Raw genomic sequence first — 13,920 nt, forward strand, 5'->3', positions numbered from 1 at the left:
TGCTACCTGCGGTCCTGGCGGGGGATGAACACCTCGCGGATCAGGAGCATGGCGGAAGCCGCCACCGGAATCGCGATGATGGCACCGAGAACGCCCCACAGCGCTCCGCCTCCCGCGACCGCGATGACCGCGACGGAGCCGGGGACCGCCACGGCCTTGCTCATGATTCGGGGCGAAATGAAATAGGCCTCGATCTGGAGGTATGCGAAATAGCAGATGGCATAGACGGCGGCCGACTGCCACCCGTTCAACAGGGCGATGAACGTGACGAGGATCCCGGCCACGACCCCGCCCACCAGGGGCACGAAGGCGAGCAGCAGCACCACAAACGCGCACAGCAGGGGAAAATTGACGCCGACGAGGGACATGACGATGAGGGCAAAGGTCGCGTTGAGCAGGGCGACGACGGCCTGCCCCATGACGTAGTTGCCCACGGACTGGGTGATCTTTTCCGTGAGTTCGGCGACGCGGCGACGTCGGGACCGGGGCGCCAGGCGGATGCCCCAGGCCTTGATCGTCGGCAATGAGGTCACGAAGTACAGGGCCAGGAACATGACGATGAGTGTTCCCGTGATGACCTGCGCGACGGCAGACCCGGCGTTGATCAGATTATTGAGGAAGTTTCCGATCAGGCTCGAATCGCTGAATGCCGTGTCGAAGAATTTGCCGGCCTCGTTCTCGACCTTGTCCCTGATACCGAATTGGTCGTCCAATTCCCCCATGAAATTCGAGGACAGGAAATCGTCGAAGGTCTGGGGAAAGCCATTGATGAATCCCAGGGCCTGCCGGGCAATGCTCGGAATCACGACCGTCGCCATGAGCACCACGATGCCGGCGAACCCCAGGAGCACGATCGCGACGCCGCCGATGCGCGGCAGCCCCCTGGACTCGAACCACCGGACGATCGGGTCCAGGCCGAGGGCGATGAACATTGCGCCCGTGATCCATCCGCCGAGGGCACCGACGTTGGCCGCGAGGTAGTAGACCAGCAGCGCCAGGCCGACACCCACGGTGACCAGGAAGCCGAATTGGACGGGATTGCGGACCGGCATGGTCTCATCCATCGCTGTGGAGGCTGTCGTCGCGTGCCCAGGGTCGGCCTGGTCCGGACCGGTCCTCGGGGCGTCGTCGAACTCCTCGGACGCTGAATCCTCCGTCCCGGACGGGGCCCCCAGGGGCGCCTCGTTGCTTGCCCCCTGGCCGCTCGGTCCATGCTGAGGTACATCGACGTCGGGCAGGCCGAACCGCGGCCGTGGCTTGGCCCCGGGGAAGGAAGGAGCGCCGCCCTTCTTTCCCAGCAGAGAACGCAACCGGCTCACTGCGCCCCGGCCCTGGGCCTTGTCCGGCCGTTTGCTGCCTGGCATGCAGCTCCTCTCTCCGACGACGGTCCTCCAGGACCGAGATTACCCGGACGGCGTACGTGGTTGGGACCGCTTCCGCGTGTTTGAGATGATTGTGCCAATATCGTGAGTCTCGCAGGGACATCCCACGGCGAAAGGATTGATGACATGACTTCAGGACCGTTCGGCTCGACCGACGCGCAGCCGCAGCCGGAGGAGAACATTCCGGATTCGGTGCGATCGGCTCCCGACCTGTCGCAGATGAGCGGTTCGGCCCAGCCGGAGGGCGCTCCGAGCCAGACCGGCGGAGGGACGACGTACCGTCGCGCGGTCACCACGACCGAAGAGTTCCAGGAAGTCGCGCAGCTGTCCGGGCGGGGCCCCGTTGTTTTCGCCCTGTACAGCGGCAAGGACCAGCAGGCCGTCGACTCGGTCGCCCAGCTCGAGCAACTCGTGAACCAGGCAGGCGGTCGTATTCTGCTGGCGGCCGTGGACATCGACCAGGCCCCCGAGATAGCGCAGGCCTTCCAGATCCAGGGAACACTTGGGGTCGTCGCCATGCTCGGCGGTCGGCCCGCGCCGATGTACAACTCTCCGGTGCCCGCCGAGCAGATCCAGGAGCTGTTGGGCCAGGTTCTGCAACTGGCCCAGCAGTCCCAGCTCACGGGCACCTTCGAACCCGTCGCCGCCGGGGGAACAACCGAGCCGGCCCCCTTGCCGCCCGAACACCAGAAGGCCCAGGCCGCTATCGAGCAGGGCGATTACGAGGCCGCGGCCGATGCCTACAAAGAAGCCTTGCGGGACAAGCCCGCCGATCGGGAAGCCAAGATCGGGCTGGCGCGCGTCGGCCTCCTGCAGCGTGTACAGGACCAGGACCTGGATCAGGCCCGAGAAGCAGCGGCCTCCCGTCCGGACGACGTCGAGGCCCAATTGGCCGTTGCAGACCTCGACGTCTCCGGTGGCCATGTCGAGGACGCCTTCAACCGGTTGATTCGCCTGATCCAGCGGTCCGATGCGCAGACCAAGGACACGGTGCGCGAGCGACTGCTCGAACTGTTCGAGGTCGTCGGTGCGGAGGACGAGCGAGTGGTCAAGGCGCGGGGAGCCCTGATGCGGGCTCTGTTCTGACCGACTGCGGCAACGGAGCCACCGGACTCCTCCTCGCGAGGCGGCAGGATGGTGCAGGATGAGGCGTGAATTCTGCACGAGACTGCCGCCTCGCTCCGTGTCGATCGACATGGCAGGATCCACACGGCGATGCACGTCGGCCTGCGAAGCTCACGGATTCAACCCGTGGGCTGATGACGCCGGGGTGCGCACGTGATGTGATATTTCCATGGACAGAGACACGAATCACCTCAGCACCACGGGGCAGCAACCGGCCTCCGACGCCGGTGGCCCGCCTCCCTTTGATACGACGTCGCCGGATCGCCAGGGGACCGACGCGGCTTCGGCCCCATCCGTCCGAGAAGCGATCCGCATCGACAGCCTGTCGCGGGCCTTCGGCGACCGCGAAGTCGTCCACGGCATCGATCTGACGATCCCGTCAGGATCGATGTACGGCCTCGTCGGCCGCAACGGAGCGGGCAAGACGACAACCCTTTCCATGGCGACGGGCCTGCTGCGGCCCACCAGTGGCAGCGTAAGCATCCGCGGAATCGATGTCTGGCAGAGGCCCCGCGAGGCCAAGAGCCTGGTGGGCGTCCTCCCGGACGGAGTGCATCTTTTCGATCGACTGACCGGCCGGCAACTCATTACCTACGCCGGCTTGCTGCACGGCCTCGACAAGGAAACGGTCTCCGAACGGTCCGAGGACCTGTTGAAAGCGATGGACCTGACGGACTCCGCAAACACGACCGTGACCGATTATTCGGCCGGAATGCGCAAGAAGATCGCGTTGGCTTCCGCGATGGTCCACGCTCCCAAGGTCCTCGTTCTGGACGAACCCTTCGAATCCGTGGACCCGGTCTCGGCCTCCAATATTCGGGACATCTTGGCAGGATTCGTGAGAAACGGCGGGACCGTCGTCGTTTCCAGCCACGTCATGGACCTGGTCCAGCGCATGTGCGACCACGTGGCCATCATGAACCAGGGGTCGATTCTCGCAGCCGGAACGGTCGACGAGGTTCGGGGCGAGTCGAGCCTCGAGGACGTGTTCGTGGACCTGGTGGGCGGTCGCGTCGAGTCGGAAGGGATTTCATGGTTGGGAACCTCCTGAGCCTGAAGTGGGCGCACTTCGTGGCCTCGCTCAAACGCAGTGGCTGGGCGCTCGCCGGAACGATCATCGGAGCGGTGTACGCAGTGCTCGGCCTGTTCGCCGTGTTCGCGGTCTTCATGGCCCAACGCGGTGGCGAGCCCGAGACCGTGCAGGGCCTCGCGGTGATCCTCGGGGCGCTGGTGACGGCTCTGTGGTGCATCGTCCCGGTCGTCATTTCCGGCCAGGACTCGACCCTGGACCCGGACATTCTGGCGCCGTTCCCTCTCAAACCGGGGGAGATCCTCGGGGGCCAGCTGGCGGGGTCCGTGATCAGTATCTTCGGGATGATGACGCTGATCGGATCGTTCTTCCCGGTGCTGGGGTGGGCATCCCCCTTGCCGGCACTGGTGTCGGTGTTCTCCGGATTCCTGGGATTCCTGATCCTCATGATCTGCTCCCGCCTGATGAGCGCGCTCGGCATGGCCATACGCCAGAAACGCTTCTTGGCGGAAGGCATTGGAGCCGTGTTCTTCCTGGCGCTGCTGTGCGCCGGACCCATCGCAGGGTCCTTGACGGAGAGCCTGTTCTCGCCCTCGTGGGTCCACGCCGTCGCTTCGGTTCTGGGATGGACCCCGCTGGGTGTCGCTTGGGCGCTTCCCGGCGACGTGGCACAGGGCCAGTGGCTCGTCCTCGTGCTGCGACTGGTCGTGACGGCCGTGTGCCTGGTCGGGGGCCTTCTGCTGTGGCGGGCGGTCATTGCGCACCAGATCAGCCATGTGGGCGCCGGCGGGGCATCGTCCTCAAGCAGGAGCAAGTCCGGATCCGCGCTCGGACTGTTCTCGAGATTCCCCGCATCACCGGTGGGCGCCGTGGCGGCACGAACCGCCACCTACTACTTCAAGGACCCTCGTCTGAACCTGAACCTGCTGGTCGCCCCTGGTTTCCTGGTGGTGTTCTGGTTCGTGGGGACCGCGAACGGCGGAGCGTCCCTGACCATGGTGGGGCCGCTGGTCGGGTGGATGCTCGCCTGGCAGAGCTCCTACTCCGTCTCCTACGACAACACCGCTTTTGCGCTGCACATGACGGCACCGGTCACGGGGCTCCAGGATCGTTGGGGGCGCACCCTCGGCATGGTCGCGATCTTCGTGCCGCTCGTCGTCGTGGTATCCGCGGTGGCGATGCTCCTTCAGGGCACCCCGGGAGGTATTCCCACCAATCTCGGCGCCTCGATGTGTATGCTCCTGGCCGGTTTGGGCGTGGGCGCCTGCGTCTCGGTTCGCTACGCCCTGCCGGTCGCCGCCCCGGGGGAGAGCCCCTGGAAATCGCGGAAGAACAATTCCGGGATGGCCAACATGCTCATCCAATTCGTCACGAGCTTGCTCATCGTGGGACTGGCGCTCCCGGTCTGGATCCTTCTGGGCGTGGGGGCTCTCACGGGGAACCCCGTCTTCGGCTGGATGGCGCTCGTGGTCGGCTGTCTGTATGGGGGAGCCATGCTCTGGGTCGGCGTTCGCCTCGGGGGAGCCTGGTACGACAAGAGGGCCCCCGAGCTCTATCAGGACCTGGCCAGAATCCGGTAGACGCTCATGGAGCGGTTCTGTGCCCCGGACGAGCGACGACAATTTCGGTTCAGCGCGTCCGGGGCACGAGCGTAGAATGGTCGCATGATGTTTGACCGAGCCCTCGAAGTCCTTGACACGTCCGAGCCGCTGGACGATACCGGTTACGGGACGACCCCCGGCGGCACCGCGACCATCGAACGCGAAGAGACGCGTCAACTCGCCGAGCCCGGAGACCACGAACGGTTCGCGCACTATGTGCGCAAGGAGAAAATCATGGAGTCGGCGCTCTCCGGCGATCCCGTGATCGCGCTCTGCGGCAAGGTGTGGACGCCGGGTCGGGACCCCGAGAGGTTCCCGGTGTGCCCCGAGTGCAAGGAAATCTACGAATCCATGCGCGGCGGCGACGACAACAACGACAACGACGAGTAACCGCTCTCGATCGTGAGTGCCCGACGGCGCGTCATCCCCCGTGACGTGTCCAGCCGGGTGGACGAGTGACGACGCCGCGACAGGACGACGTCGTCACCGGATGCAGTGCGTCCATTCCGCGCAGAACCCGTGACGATCAGGAGTGACCAGACACCAGTGCCCGACGACCTCTCCCAGCCATCGCTTTTCGGCGGATCAGCCGCCGACCTTCCCCCGGCCTATCCAGATCGCGCGGCGTGGGGCACGGCTCCGAAACTGCGTGCCTGGCAGGCCGAAGCGCTGGAGAAGTACTTCGCTGACGAGCCCCGAGACTTCATGACGGTGGCAACACCCGGCGCGGGAAAGACGACCTTCGCACTGCGCGTGGCCAAGCAATTGCTGGACCGGGGGACGGTGTCCCGCGTGACCGTCGTGGCACCGACCGATCACCTGAAGTCCCAATGGGCCGACGCGGCGGCCCGTGTGGGCATCGCGATCGACCCGAACTTCAAGAATTCCGACGGGCACCACGCGCAGGGATACCTCGGCGTCGCCCTGACGTACGCCCAGGTCGCGAACAAGCCCCTGTTGCACAGGGCGCGGACCGAGAACGCCAGGACCCTGGTGATCCTCGACGAGATACACCACGCCGGTGACTCGCTGACCTGGGGCGACGGCCTCCAAGAAGCCTTTGAGCCCGCGCATCGTCGGCTTGCCCTCACGGGCACGCCCTTCCGATCGGACTCCTCGAGAATCCCGTTCGTGAGTTACGAACGGGACCAGGAGGGTTTGCTGCGCTCGCAGTCCGACTATTCCTACGGCTACGGTCCAGCCCTGCAGGACCACGTGGTCCGACCGGTGATCTTCATGGCGTACTCCGGCACGATGCACTGGCGCACGAGCGACGGCGACGAGATGGCGGCCGACCTCGGGGAGGGGTTCACCAAGGACATCACGGCGCAAGCTTGGAGAACCGCGCTCGATCCTCGGGGTGAATGGATCCCGTCGGTGCTGGCCGCGGCCGACCGCAGGCTTTCGGAAGTTCGGCGCACGGTTCCGGACGCCGGTGGTCTGGTCATCGCCTCGAATCACGAGGATGCCCGGGCGTATGCCGAACGGTTGGCGAAGATCACGGGCTCCCAGCCCACGCTGGTTCTCTCCGACGACAAGACCGCTTCGGACCGGATCGACCGGTTCTCCGCCTCCGAGGACCGGTGGATGGTCGCCGTCCGCATGGTGTCCGAGGGTGTTGACGTTCCCCGGCTCGCGGTGGGCGTCTACGCGACCTCGACATCGACCCCATTGTTCTTCGCCCAGGCCATTGGGCGTTTCGTCCGCGCCCGGAAACGTGGCGAAACCGCTTCGGTGTTCCTGCCCTCGGTCCCGATTCTCATGTACCTGGCGCAGGAGATGGAGGCCGAGCGGGACCATGCCCTGGACCTGAAAGACAGTCCGGACGAGGAAGAGATCATCGCGGCCGACGAGGGACTCGACGACCACCTCATTGATGAGGCCAATCAGGAGGAGAACGCGAGTTCGCGGTTGGCCTCGGGCAAGTTCGAGGCCATCGGTTCCCAGGCGTCCTTCCACGGGGTGCTCTACGACGGGGAGGACTACCACGGGTACGAGGTCGGTTCGGACGACCAAGACTTTCTCGGAATTCCCGGTCTGCTCGACGCCGACCAGGTGGGAACCCTGCTCAAGCAGCGTCACCAGCAGTCACGGGGGAAAGCACCTGAACCCGCGGCCGCGTCCGTTCCCGATCATCGGCAGCTGAAGGATCTGCGCCAGAAACTCGCGAAGAATGTCTCGGCGTGGGCGGCCCGGACGGGGGAGCCGCACGGGTCCGTGCACAATGCCCTTCGGCGCGAGTGCGGCGGCCCCCCGGTGGCCCAGGCGACCGCCGAACAGATTCAGGCCCGCATCGACAAATTGCAGAACTGGTTCATCGGCCGACGCTAGCGGACTCGATGACCTCCACTCCGGCGTCTTCCATTTCTTCGACCGCCTCCTCCGCGGAGTCGTCGTGGATGCTGGCGGTCAGGTCGAGGAGCACGCGGGTGTCGTAGCCGGCGTCGATCGCGTCGAGGGCGGTCGCGCGCACGCAGTAATCCGTCGCAATGCCCACGACGTCGACGTCGGTCACCTCCTGCTCCTGCAACCAGTCGTCGAGCGAAACCTTGAGGGTGCCCTCGGCCGTTTCACCGGGCTCGTGTTCTCCCGGCATGACGGACTCCTCGGGCGCCAGAAGACCTTCGAAACCTGAGTAGGCGGCCTCGTGCTCACCCTTCCGGAAGTATGCGGAGACATAGTCCGTTTCGAGATCCGGGTGCAGGGCGGCACCCTGGGTCTCCGCCACGCAGTGCACGGGCCAGGAATCCTGGAAATCGGGGGTCTCGCTGAAATGGTCGCCCGGGTCCACGTGCCAGTCCTGGGCCGTGACGATCACTTCGTAGGCCGCCTGGTGGGTCTGCAGGTAGCCGGAGATCAGGGAAGCGACCTCGGAGCCTCGCGGAGTCGCGAGGGGGCCGCCTTCGCAGAAGTCGTTCTGGACGTCGACGATGAGCAACGCTCTGGTCATGCTGGACCTTTCTGAAGGATTCAGGATCAGTGGTCGGTACGAAGAATTGATTTCAGTGATCGAGGAATTCGGTCGGTACCGCGGGCTCCCCCTCGGAGAGCCGTCGGATGGCCCGCGGGAGTTCCCGAGTCGACTCGTGGTGCCGTGCAACCGCCGACCGCAGTCCTTCGGGCCCCGTGGACCCCGGGAGGATGTCGCCGTCGATCACGAGCGGATGCATCAGCTGCCGGAAGTCGGGCCCGCCCACCAGGTCCGGTGACAGAGCGACCGATTCCGCGATGGCGGTGCCGTCGCGGTCCAGCCGTCGAGCGGCGTGCTTGCGGCCGCCCGTCGAGCCCTTGCCCCGGGAACGTTTGGCCACGGAAACCAAACGGCCGTCCGCGTCCTCGCGTGCGACCATCTTGTAGACCATCGACGATGTGGGGGCTCCCGACCCGGTCACGAGGCGGGTGCCCACCCCGTAGGAGTCCACCGGCGCCGCGGCCAGGCCGGCGATCGCGTACTCGTCCAGGTCGGATGTCACGGTGATCTTCGTGTCCCGGTTGCCGAGGTCGTCGAGGAGCTGCCGCACGGCGACGGCCTGTGCCGCCAAGTCTCCCGAATCGAGCCGGACGGCGCCCAGCTCGGGCCCGGCGAGATCGACGGCGCGCCGGACGGCCTGCTCGACGTCGTACGTGTCGACCAGAAGGGTCGTGCCGCGCCCCAGGGAATCCAGTTGCGCGCGGAACGCGGATTCTTCGTCGTCGAAGAGGAGCGTGAACGCGTGTGCCGACGTGCCGATCGTCTCGACGGCGTAGCGACGGCCCGCTTCCAGATTGGAGGTTCCCGAGAATCCCGCGACGACGGAAGCCCGCGCAGCAGCGACCGCGGCCCGTTCGTGCGCCCGCCGTGAACCCATTTCCAGGCACGGGCGGCCGTTGGCGGCCCCGGTCATGCGCGAAGCCGCCGAGGCGACGGCGGAGTCGTAGTTCAGGATCGACAGCAGCAAGGTCTCCAGGACACAGGCCTCGGCGAAAGGAGCCTCGACCTGGAGAACCGGCGAATGGGGGAAGAAGGCCTCGCCTTCCGCGTAACCACGAATCGACCCGGAGAAACGGAAATTGGCCAGGTACTCGAGGGTCGGACCGTCCACCACGTGGTGGTCCTGGAGGAAACTCAGCTGGGCGTCGTCGAAGACGAAATTGTCCAGTTCCTCGAGGAAGCGTCCGGTCCCCGCGAGCACCCCGTACCGTCGACCGGCCGGCAGGCGACGCGTGAACGTCTCGAAGACGCAACGCCGTTCGTGCACGCCGGCGCGAATGGCGGCCTGCAGCATCGTGAGTTCGTAGTGGTCCGTCAGGAGCGCGGGGGAGTCTGATGTCACCCCCCAAGCCTACCCAGGGCTCCCGACGGAACCAATGGGGAAGGCGTGACCGCGGCGAAACGTCTAGGATTGAGCATTATGGTCAGTCAGTCTGCACAGAATCTGCCCGTGGCCAGTGAGTCCGCCCCGGGAACGTCCCCGGAGACCACGCCATCGGCGGATGTCGGCCTCTTGGACCGGCCCGCCGAAGACAACCCCTGGCGCGTGATCGTGTGGAACGATCCCGTCAACCTCATGAGTTACGTGACCTATGTCTTTCGTGCGCATTTTCATTACTCTCAGGACAAAGCGAGGACCCTCATGATGGCCGTCCACCAGGAGGGTCGCGCCACGGTGTTCACCGGCGGCCGGGAAGACGCGGAACGGCACACGAGTGCTATGCACGGGTACGGTCTGTGGGCGACATTCGAACGGGACGGAGGCTGAGACCATGGCCAAGGAATTCAGGAGCGGGCGCAAGGGCATCACCGGCGGCCTCGAAGGGCCGGAACGCGAGCTGCTCATCAAACTGTTCCAGGACGTCATCACGACCCTGGAGCCCGATACCCCGGAGGACGAGGACCCGCTGGCCTCCTTGGTGGGCATCTCCGAGGATTCGTCGGTCCCGGAGGACCCCGCCCTGGCCCGGTTGCTTCCGCAGGCCAGCGACGACGACGAGGAAGCCGCCGAATTCCGGCGGCTCACCGAGCGTTCCGTCAGGGAAGCAAAAATCGGTCACCTGAGGATGGCCGCGATGGACTGCGAGTCTCCCAAACTTCTTCTTGACCACGAGCACTCCATGGCCTTCGCCTCGGCGCTCAACGACGTCCGGTTGGTCCTGGCCACCCGGCTGGGCATCGAATCCGAGGAGGATGCACAACGCGTTGCCTCCTACACCGATTGGTCCCAGGCGCAGGACGTCGAATCCTATATGTCCCTGGTCTACCAATTCGTCTCCTGGTTGCAGGACTCACTCGTCGAAGCCATGCTTTCCGACCTCGACTGATCTGGCATGACGGTGCAATCAGTCCACCGATCAGCGGATATGCTGTGGTCGGACCGGAGTGAGTTTTCCCGCAATGCCGATCCGATGACCCCGTCGGGCCCCGGTCGAGACCAATAGCCGCTACCCTCGAAAGCACCATGAACAGCCACTTGACTGCCGACGATTCGCAGAAGCTCACCGCGTGGGGCAGTACCGCCCCTTCGGCCCCCACGCCGGGCGCGCCGATCGGCGTCTTCGATTCCGGGGTCGGTGGGCTCACGGTGGCCCGGGCGATCATGGATCAGTTGCCGCACGAGAAGGTCATCTACGTCGGCGACACCGCAAACGGTCCCTACGGGCCCCTGCCGATCGCCCAGGTTCGCGCCAACGCCCTCAGAATCATGGACGATCTGGTGGATTCGGGCGTCAAAGCCCTGGTCATCGCCTGCAATACCGCCTCGGCAGCGGTGCTGCGCGACGCGAGGGAAAGATACACGAGGAAGTACGGCATCCCCGTCGTCGAGGTGATCCAGCCCGCGGTTCGTCGTGCGGTCGCCGCGACCCGCAACGGCAAGATCGGGGTCCTGGGGACTGCGGCCACCATTTCATCCAGAGCCTACGAGGACTCTTTCGCCGCGGCCCCACATCTGACGGTTCGCTCGGAGGCCTGCCCCGAGTTCGTCGATTTCGTGGAACGCGGCGTCACGACAGGCCCGGAGCTGCTCGAGACCGTGGAAAGACACCTCGTTCCCGTTCAGGACGCCGGGGCGGACACCGTGATCCTCGGATGCACCCATTACCCCCTCCTGACCGGCGTGATCTCCTACGTCCTGGGCCACGGGGTGACCCTGGTGACCTCCTCGGAGGAGACGGCCAAGGACCTGTTCCGCGCCCTGACCAACGAAGGGTTGCTCCGAACCGACGGCGCAGCGCCGGAGCACGAGTTCGTGGCCACGGGAGACCCCGAGGCATTCCAGCAGATCGCCCAGCGGTTCTTGGGCCCCGCCGTGACGGGAGTCAGACACACGCGCAGCATCGCGGAATCCTTTCCGACGGCGTCCCTTGCCGTCGTGACACCCGAGCAGCAGGTGCAGGCCAGCGTGACCCTGCCCGCCGAACCACGCGTCCACTCGGCCGCTGACCCGAGCCCGTCACGGAGCAACCCCGATCCGCACGGAGATCCCGACACGCCGAGAGGAACCTCATGGAACTGAAAGTCATCGGGTGCACCGGCTCGTTCGCCGGGCCGCAGTCCCCGGCGTCCTGCTACCTGGTCTCATCCACTGATTCCGCGGGACGGACCTGGCGGGTCCTGCTCGACATGGGAAGCGGCTCGCTGGGGGAGATCCAGAAGCACATCGAGCTCACGGCGATCGACGCCGTGTTCGTGAGTCACCTGCACCCCGATCACTGTGTCGACCTTGCCGGACTGTACATTGCGGCCCGGTGGGACCCTCGTGGCTGGTCCACCGGACCCATCGACGTCTGGTGCCCCAAGGGAACGGACTCCTACCTGGCCCGGACGCACAGCATGCCTCCTGAAGCGACCCTCGGCGACCAGTTCACCTTCCACGAATGGGCGGACGAGGAAATCGTCGAGGTCGGCCCGCTGTCCGTCCAACCCTTCCGAGTCGTGCACCCCATCGAGGACCCCTTCGCACTGCGCGTGACCGAGCACGGCGAGCGTGGCGACGTCGTCCTGACGTATTCGGGAGACTCGGATGCCTGCGAGGGACTGACCCGGGCCGCGGAAGGCTCCGACCTCTTTCTCTGCGAAGCCGCCTACATGGAAGGACGCGATGACGGCCTCCGGGGCATCCACCTGACGGGGGCCAGAGCCGGACAGACGGCCCAGGAGGCCGGAACCCGGCGACTTCTCCTGACCCACTTGCCCATCTGGAACGACAAGGCCACGGTGCTCGCCGAGGCCCGTGATCACTTCGATGGTCCGGCCGACGTCGTCGCTCCGCTGGCCGAATACACACTCGGCCGGTCCTGACCCGCGGAGTGACTCAGCGGGCCTGTCACCGTGGGTCTTTCCCGCCGGGCGGCGGTATGGTGAAGACATGACTTCTCAGACCTCCCCGAACAGCGCCACGACGAGAGCCGACGGGCGAGCCGTCGACGAACTCCGGCCCATTTCCATTACCCGTGGCTGGTCCCGCAACGCGGAAGGCTCCGCGCTCATCGAGTTCGGCAATACCCGAGTCCTGTGCACCGCTTCGCTGACCGAGGGAGTGCCCCGCTGGCTCAAGGGCGAGGGCAAGGGATGGGTCACCGCCGAATACGCGATGCTTCCCCGAGCGACCAACACGCGCTCCGCCCGCGAATCCGTCAAGGGAAAAATCGGTGGACGCACCCACGAGATCTCACGCCTGATCGGACGGTCCCTGCGGGCCGTGATCGATACCGAGGCCCTCGGCGAGAACACGGTGGTTCTCGACTGCGACGTGCTCCAGGCCGACGGCGGAACGCGCACGGCCGCCATCACCGGGGCGTATGTTGCGCTCGCAGAGGCCGTCGCGTGGGCACAACGCGAGGGGATCGTGGACCGGAAGAAGAGCCCGTTGACCGATTCCGTGTCGGCCGTCTCGGTCGGGATCATCGACGGTACCCCCATGCTGGATCTTCCTTACGTCGAGGACGTCCGAGCCGAGACGGACATGAATGTGGTGGTCACCGGATCGGGTTCCTTCGTCGAGGTCCAGGGAACGGCCGAAGGAACCCCCTTCGACCGTGACGAGCTCAACCTCCTGCTGGACCTCGCGTTGGCGGGCACCTCGGAACTGGCCACGATCCAGCAACAAACCCTCGAGGAGTCGGCATGAGCCCCGAGGGACAGCCTGAACCGGTGCTCGTCCTGGCGAGCCACAATGCCGGGAAACTGGTCGAACTGCGTGAAATACTCCGGGGCCGTGTCCGCGGCCTGGACGTTGACACCCAGGTGGTGGACGCCGGCGCCGTCGGCGCGCCCGACGTCGTCGAGACGGGCGTGACGTTCGCGGAGAATTCTCTCCTCAAGGCGCGCGCGGTGGCAGCGGCCACGGGTCTCGTGGCCGTCGCCGATGACTCCGGCCTGTGCGTCGACGTCATGAACGGTGCACCGGGGATCTTCTCGGCACGCTGGTCGGGCCGGCACGGAGACGACGACGCCAACATCGAGTTGCTCCTTGCCCAGTTGGGTGACATTCCCGAGGAACACAGGACGGCCCACTTCGAGTGCGCGGCGGGGCTGGCCGGTCCCGGCGGCGTCGAGGTCGTCGAATACGGGCGCATGCCCGGGCGACTCCTGAGGAGCGTCACCGGAACCAACGGTTTCGGCTACGACCCGATCTTTGCACCCGACGAACTGACGGGTGAGGACGCCGGCCTTTCGGCGGCCCAGATCTCCGCCGAACTGAAGAATGCGATCAGTCATCGGGCGAGGGCCTTCGCGGCGCTCGTCCCGCATATCGACGCTGCGCTCTCATCGGATCTCGCACAGAGGTAGTCATTCGTGTCCCGC

14 protein-coding genes are annotated in these 13,920 nt (G+C 65.9%); 11 read left to right on the forward strand and 3 right to left on the reverse strand.

From position 1 onward, the window contains the following. Positions 1-2: 2 nt before the first annotated feature. Complete coding sequence (locus tag EWU68_RS01925) at positions 3-1,364, reverse strand: AI-2E family transporter (RefSeq protein WP_238692253.1); 1,362 nt, start codon at positions 1,362-1,364, stop codon at positions 3-5. A gap of 144 nt (positions 1,365-1,508) precedes the next feature. Between EWU68_RS01925 and EWU68_RS01930 the strand changes: the two genes are divergently transcribed. From EWU68_RS01930 to EWU68_RS01950, 5 genes are all read left to right on the forward strand, one after another. After that, entirely contained in the window at positions 1,509-2,468 is a 960-nt protein-coding gene (locus tag EWU68_RS01930; RefSeq protein ID WP_129314173.1) for a tetratricopeptide repeat protein, read from the forward strand. 208 nt (positions 2,469-2,676) lie between these two features. Continuing rightward, positions 2,677-3,558 (forward strand): ABC transporter ATP-binding protein, encoded by an 882-nt coding sequence (locus EWU68_RS01935; protein ID WP_129314174.1) that lies wholly within the window; start codon positions 2,677-2,679, stop codon positions 3,556-3,558. Then, positions 3,540-5,117, forward strand: coding sequence for a hypothetical protein (locus EWU68_RS01940; RefSeq protein WP_129314175.1), 1,578 nt, complete (start codon positions 3,540-3,542; stop codon positions 5,115-5,117). The genes EWU68_RS01935 and EWU68_RS01940 overlap by 19 nt, the downstream gene beginning before the upstream one ends. Before the next feature lie 84 nt (positions 5,118-5,201). Beyond that, positions 5,202-5,528, forward strand: a complete 327-nt coding sequence (locus EWU68_RS01945) for a DUF3039 domain-containing protein (protein ID WP_178979686.1) — start codon at positions 5,202-5,204, stop codon at positions 5,526-5,528. Between the two features lie 156 nt (positions 5,529-5,684). Then, positions 5,685-7,469: a DEAD/DEAH box helicase gene (locus EWU68_RS01950; RefSeq protein ID WP_129314176.1), complete on the forward strand. Its 1,785-nt coding sequence runs from the start codon at positions 5,685-5,687 to the stop codon at positions 7,467-7,469. On the opposite strand, the gene EWU68_RS01955 is transcribed toward EWU68_RS01950, so the two are convergent. Both EWU68_RS01955 and EWU68_RS01960 read right to left on the reverse strand, forming a co-directional pair. Beyond that, positions 7,453-8,088 (reverse strand): isochorismatase family protein, encoded by a 636-nt coding sequence (locus EWU68_RS01955; RefSeq protein WP_129314177.1) that lies wholly within the window; start codon positions 8,086-8,088, stop codon positions 7,453-7,455. The genes EWU68_RS01950 and EWU68_RS01955 overlap by 17 nt on opposite strands. A 52-nt stretch (positions 8,089-8,140) precedes the next feature. Then, entirely contained in the window at positions 8,141-9,403 is a 1,263-nt protein-coding gene (locus EWU68_RS01960) for a nicotinate phosphoribosyltransferase (RefSeq protein ID WP_129314495.1), read from the reverse strand. Positions 9,404-9,529: 126 nt separating this feature from the next. Between EWU68_RS01960 and clpS the strand changes: the two genes are divergently transcribed. The 6 genes from clpS to EWU68_RS01990 all read left to right on the forward strand — a co-directional run bounded on the left by clpS (position 9,530) and on the right by EWU68_RS01990 (position 13,905). Further along, complete coding sequence (gene clpS, locus EWU68_RS01965; RefSeq protein WP_129314178.1) at positions 9,530-9,877, forward strand: ATP-dependent Clp protease adapter ClpS; 348 nt, start codon at positions 9,530-9,532, stop codon at positions 9,875-9,877. 4 nt (positions 9,878-9,881) lie between these two features. After that, positions 9,882-10,436: a DUF2017 domain-containing protein gene (locus EWU68_RS01970; RefSeq protein WP_129314179.1), complete on the forward strand. Its 555-nt coding sequence runs from the start codon at positions 9,882-9,884 to the stop codon at positions 10,434-10,436. 137 nt (positions 10,437-10,573) lie between these two features. Beyond that, positions 10,574-11,629, forward strand: a complete 1,056-nt coding sequence (gene murI / locus EWU68_RS01975; RefSeq protein WP_129314180.1) for a glutamate racemase — start codon at positions 10,574-10,576, stop codon at positions 11,627-11,629. Then, complete coding sequence (locus EWU68_RS01980) at positions 11,620-12,414, forward strand: MBL fold metallo-hydrolase (RefSeq protein ID WP_129314181.1); 795 nt, start codon at positions 11,620-11,622, stop codon at positions 12,412-12,414. The genes murI and EWU68_RS01980 overlap by 10 nt, the downstream gene beginning before the upstream one ends. A 67-nt stretch (positions 12,415-12,481) precedes the next feature. Then, positions 12,482-13,243, forward strand: coding sequence for a ribonuclease PH (gene rph, locus EWU68_RS01985; protein ID WP_129314182.1), 762 nt, complete (start codon positions 12,482-12,484; stop codon positions 13,241-13,243). Further along, positions 13,240-13,905 (forward strand): non-canonical purine NTP pyrophosphatase, encoded by a 666-nt coding sequence (locus EWU68_RS01990; RefSeq protein WP_129314183.1) that lies wholly within the window; start codon positions 13,240-13,242, stop codon positions 13,903-13,905. The genes rph and EWU68_RS01990 overlap by 4 nt, the downstream gene beginning before the upstream one ends. Positions 13,906-13,920: the final 15 nt, after the last annotated feature.

It is taken from the genome of Rothia koreensis, assembly GCF_004136575.1.
Lineage (GTDB): Bacteria > Actinomycetota > Actinomycetes > Actinomycetales > Micrococcaceae > Rothia > Rothia koreensis.

What these genes read in the sequence shown, in the direction of transcription:
- clpS (WP_129314178.1), top strand. Translation starts at nt 9,530, where the DNA reads ATGGTCAGTCAGTCTGCACAGAATCTGCCCGTGGCCAGTGAGTCCGCC.
- EWU68_RS01970 (WP_129314179.1), top strand. Translation starts at nt 9,882, where the DNA reads ATGGCCAAGGAATTCAGGAGCGGGCGCAAGGGCATCACCGGCGGCCTC.
- EWU68_RS01935 (WP_129314174.1), top strand. Translation starts at nt 2,677, where the DNA reads ATGGACAGAGACACGAATCACCTCAGCACCACGGGGCAGCAACCGGCC.
- rph (WP_129314182.1), top strand. Translation starts at nt 12,482, where the DNA reads ATGACTTCTCAGACCTCCCCGAACAGCGCCACGACGAGAGCCGACGGG.
- murI (WP_129314180.1), top strand. Translation starts at nt 10,574, where the DNA reads ATGAACAGCCACTTGACTGCCGACGATTCGCAGAAGCTCACCGCGTGG.
- EWU68_RS01940 (WP_129314175.1), top strand. Translation starts at nt 3,540, where the DNA reads ATGGTTGGGAACCTCCTGAGCCTGAAGTGGGCGCACTTCGTGGCCTCG.
- EWU68_RS01990 (WP_129314183.1), top strand. Translation starts at nt 13,240, where the DNA reads ATGAGCCCCGAGGGACAGCCTGAACCGGTGCTCGTCCTGGCGAGCCAC.
- EWU68_RS01960 (WP_129314495.1), bottom strand. Translation starts at nt 9,403, where the DNA reads ATGCTGCAGGCCGCCATTCGCGCCGGCGTGCACGAACGGCGTTGCGTC.
- EWU68_RS01945 (WP_178979686.1), top strand. Translation starts at nt 5,202, where the DNA reads ATGATGTTTGACCGAGCCCTCGAAGTCCTTGACACGTCCGAGCCGCTG.
- EWU68_RS01925 (WP_238692253.1), bottom strand. Translation starts at nt 1,364, where the DNA reads ATGCCAGGCAGCAAACGGCCGGACAAGGCCCAGGGCCGGGGCGCAGTG.
- EWU68_RS01930 (WP_129314173.1), top strand. Translation starts at nt 1,509, where the DNA reads ATGACTTCAGGACCGTTCGGCTCGACCGACGCGCAGCCGCAGCCGGAG.
- EWU68_RS01955 (WP_129314177.1), bottom strand. Translation starts at nt 8,088, where the DNA reads ATGACCAGAGCGTTGCTCATCGTCGACGTCCAGAACGACTTCTGCGAA.
- EWU68_RS01980 (WP_129314181.1), top strand. Translation starts at nt 11,620, where the DNA reads ATGGAACTGAAAGTCATCGGGTGCACCGGCTCGTTCGCCGGGCCGCAG.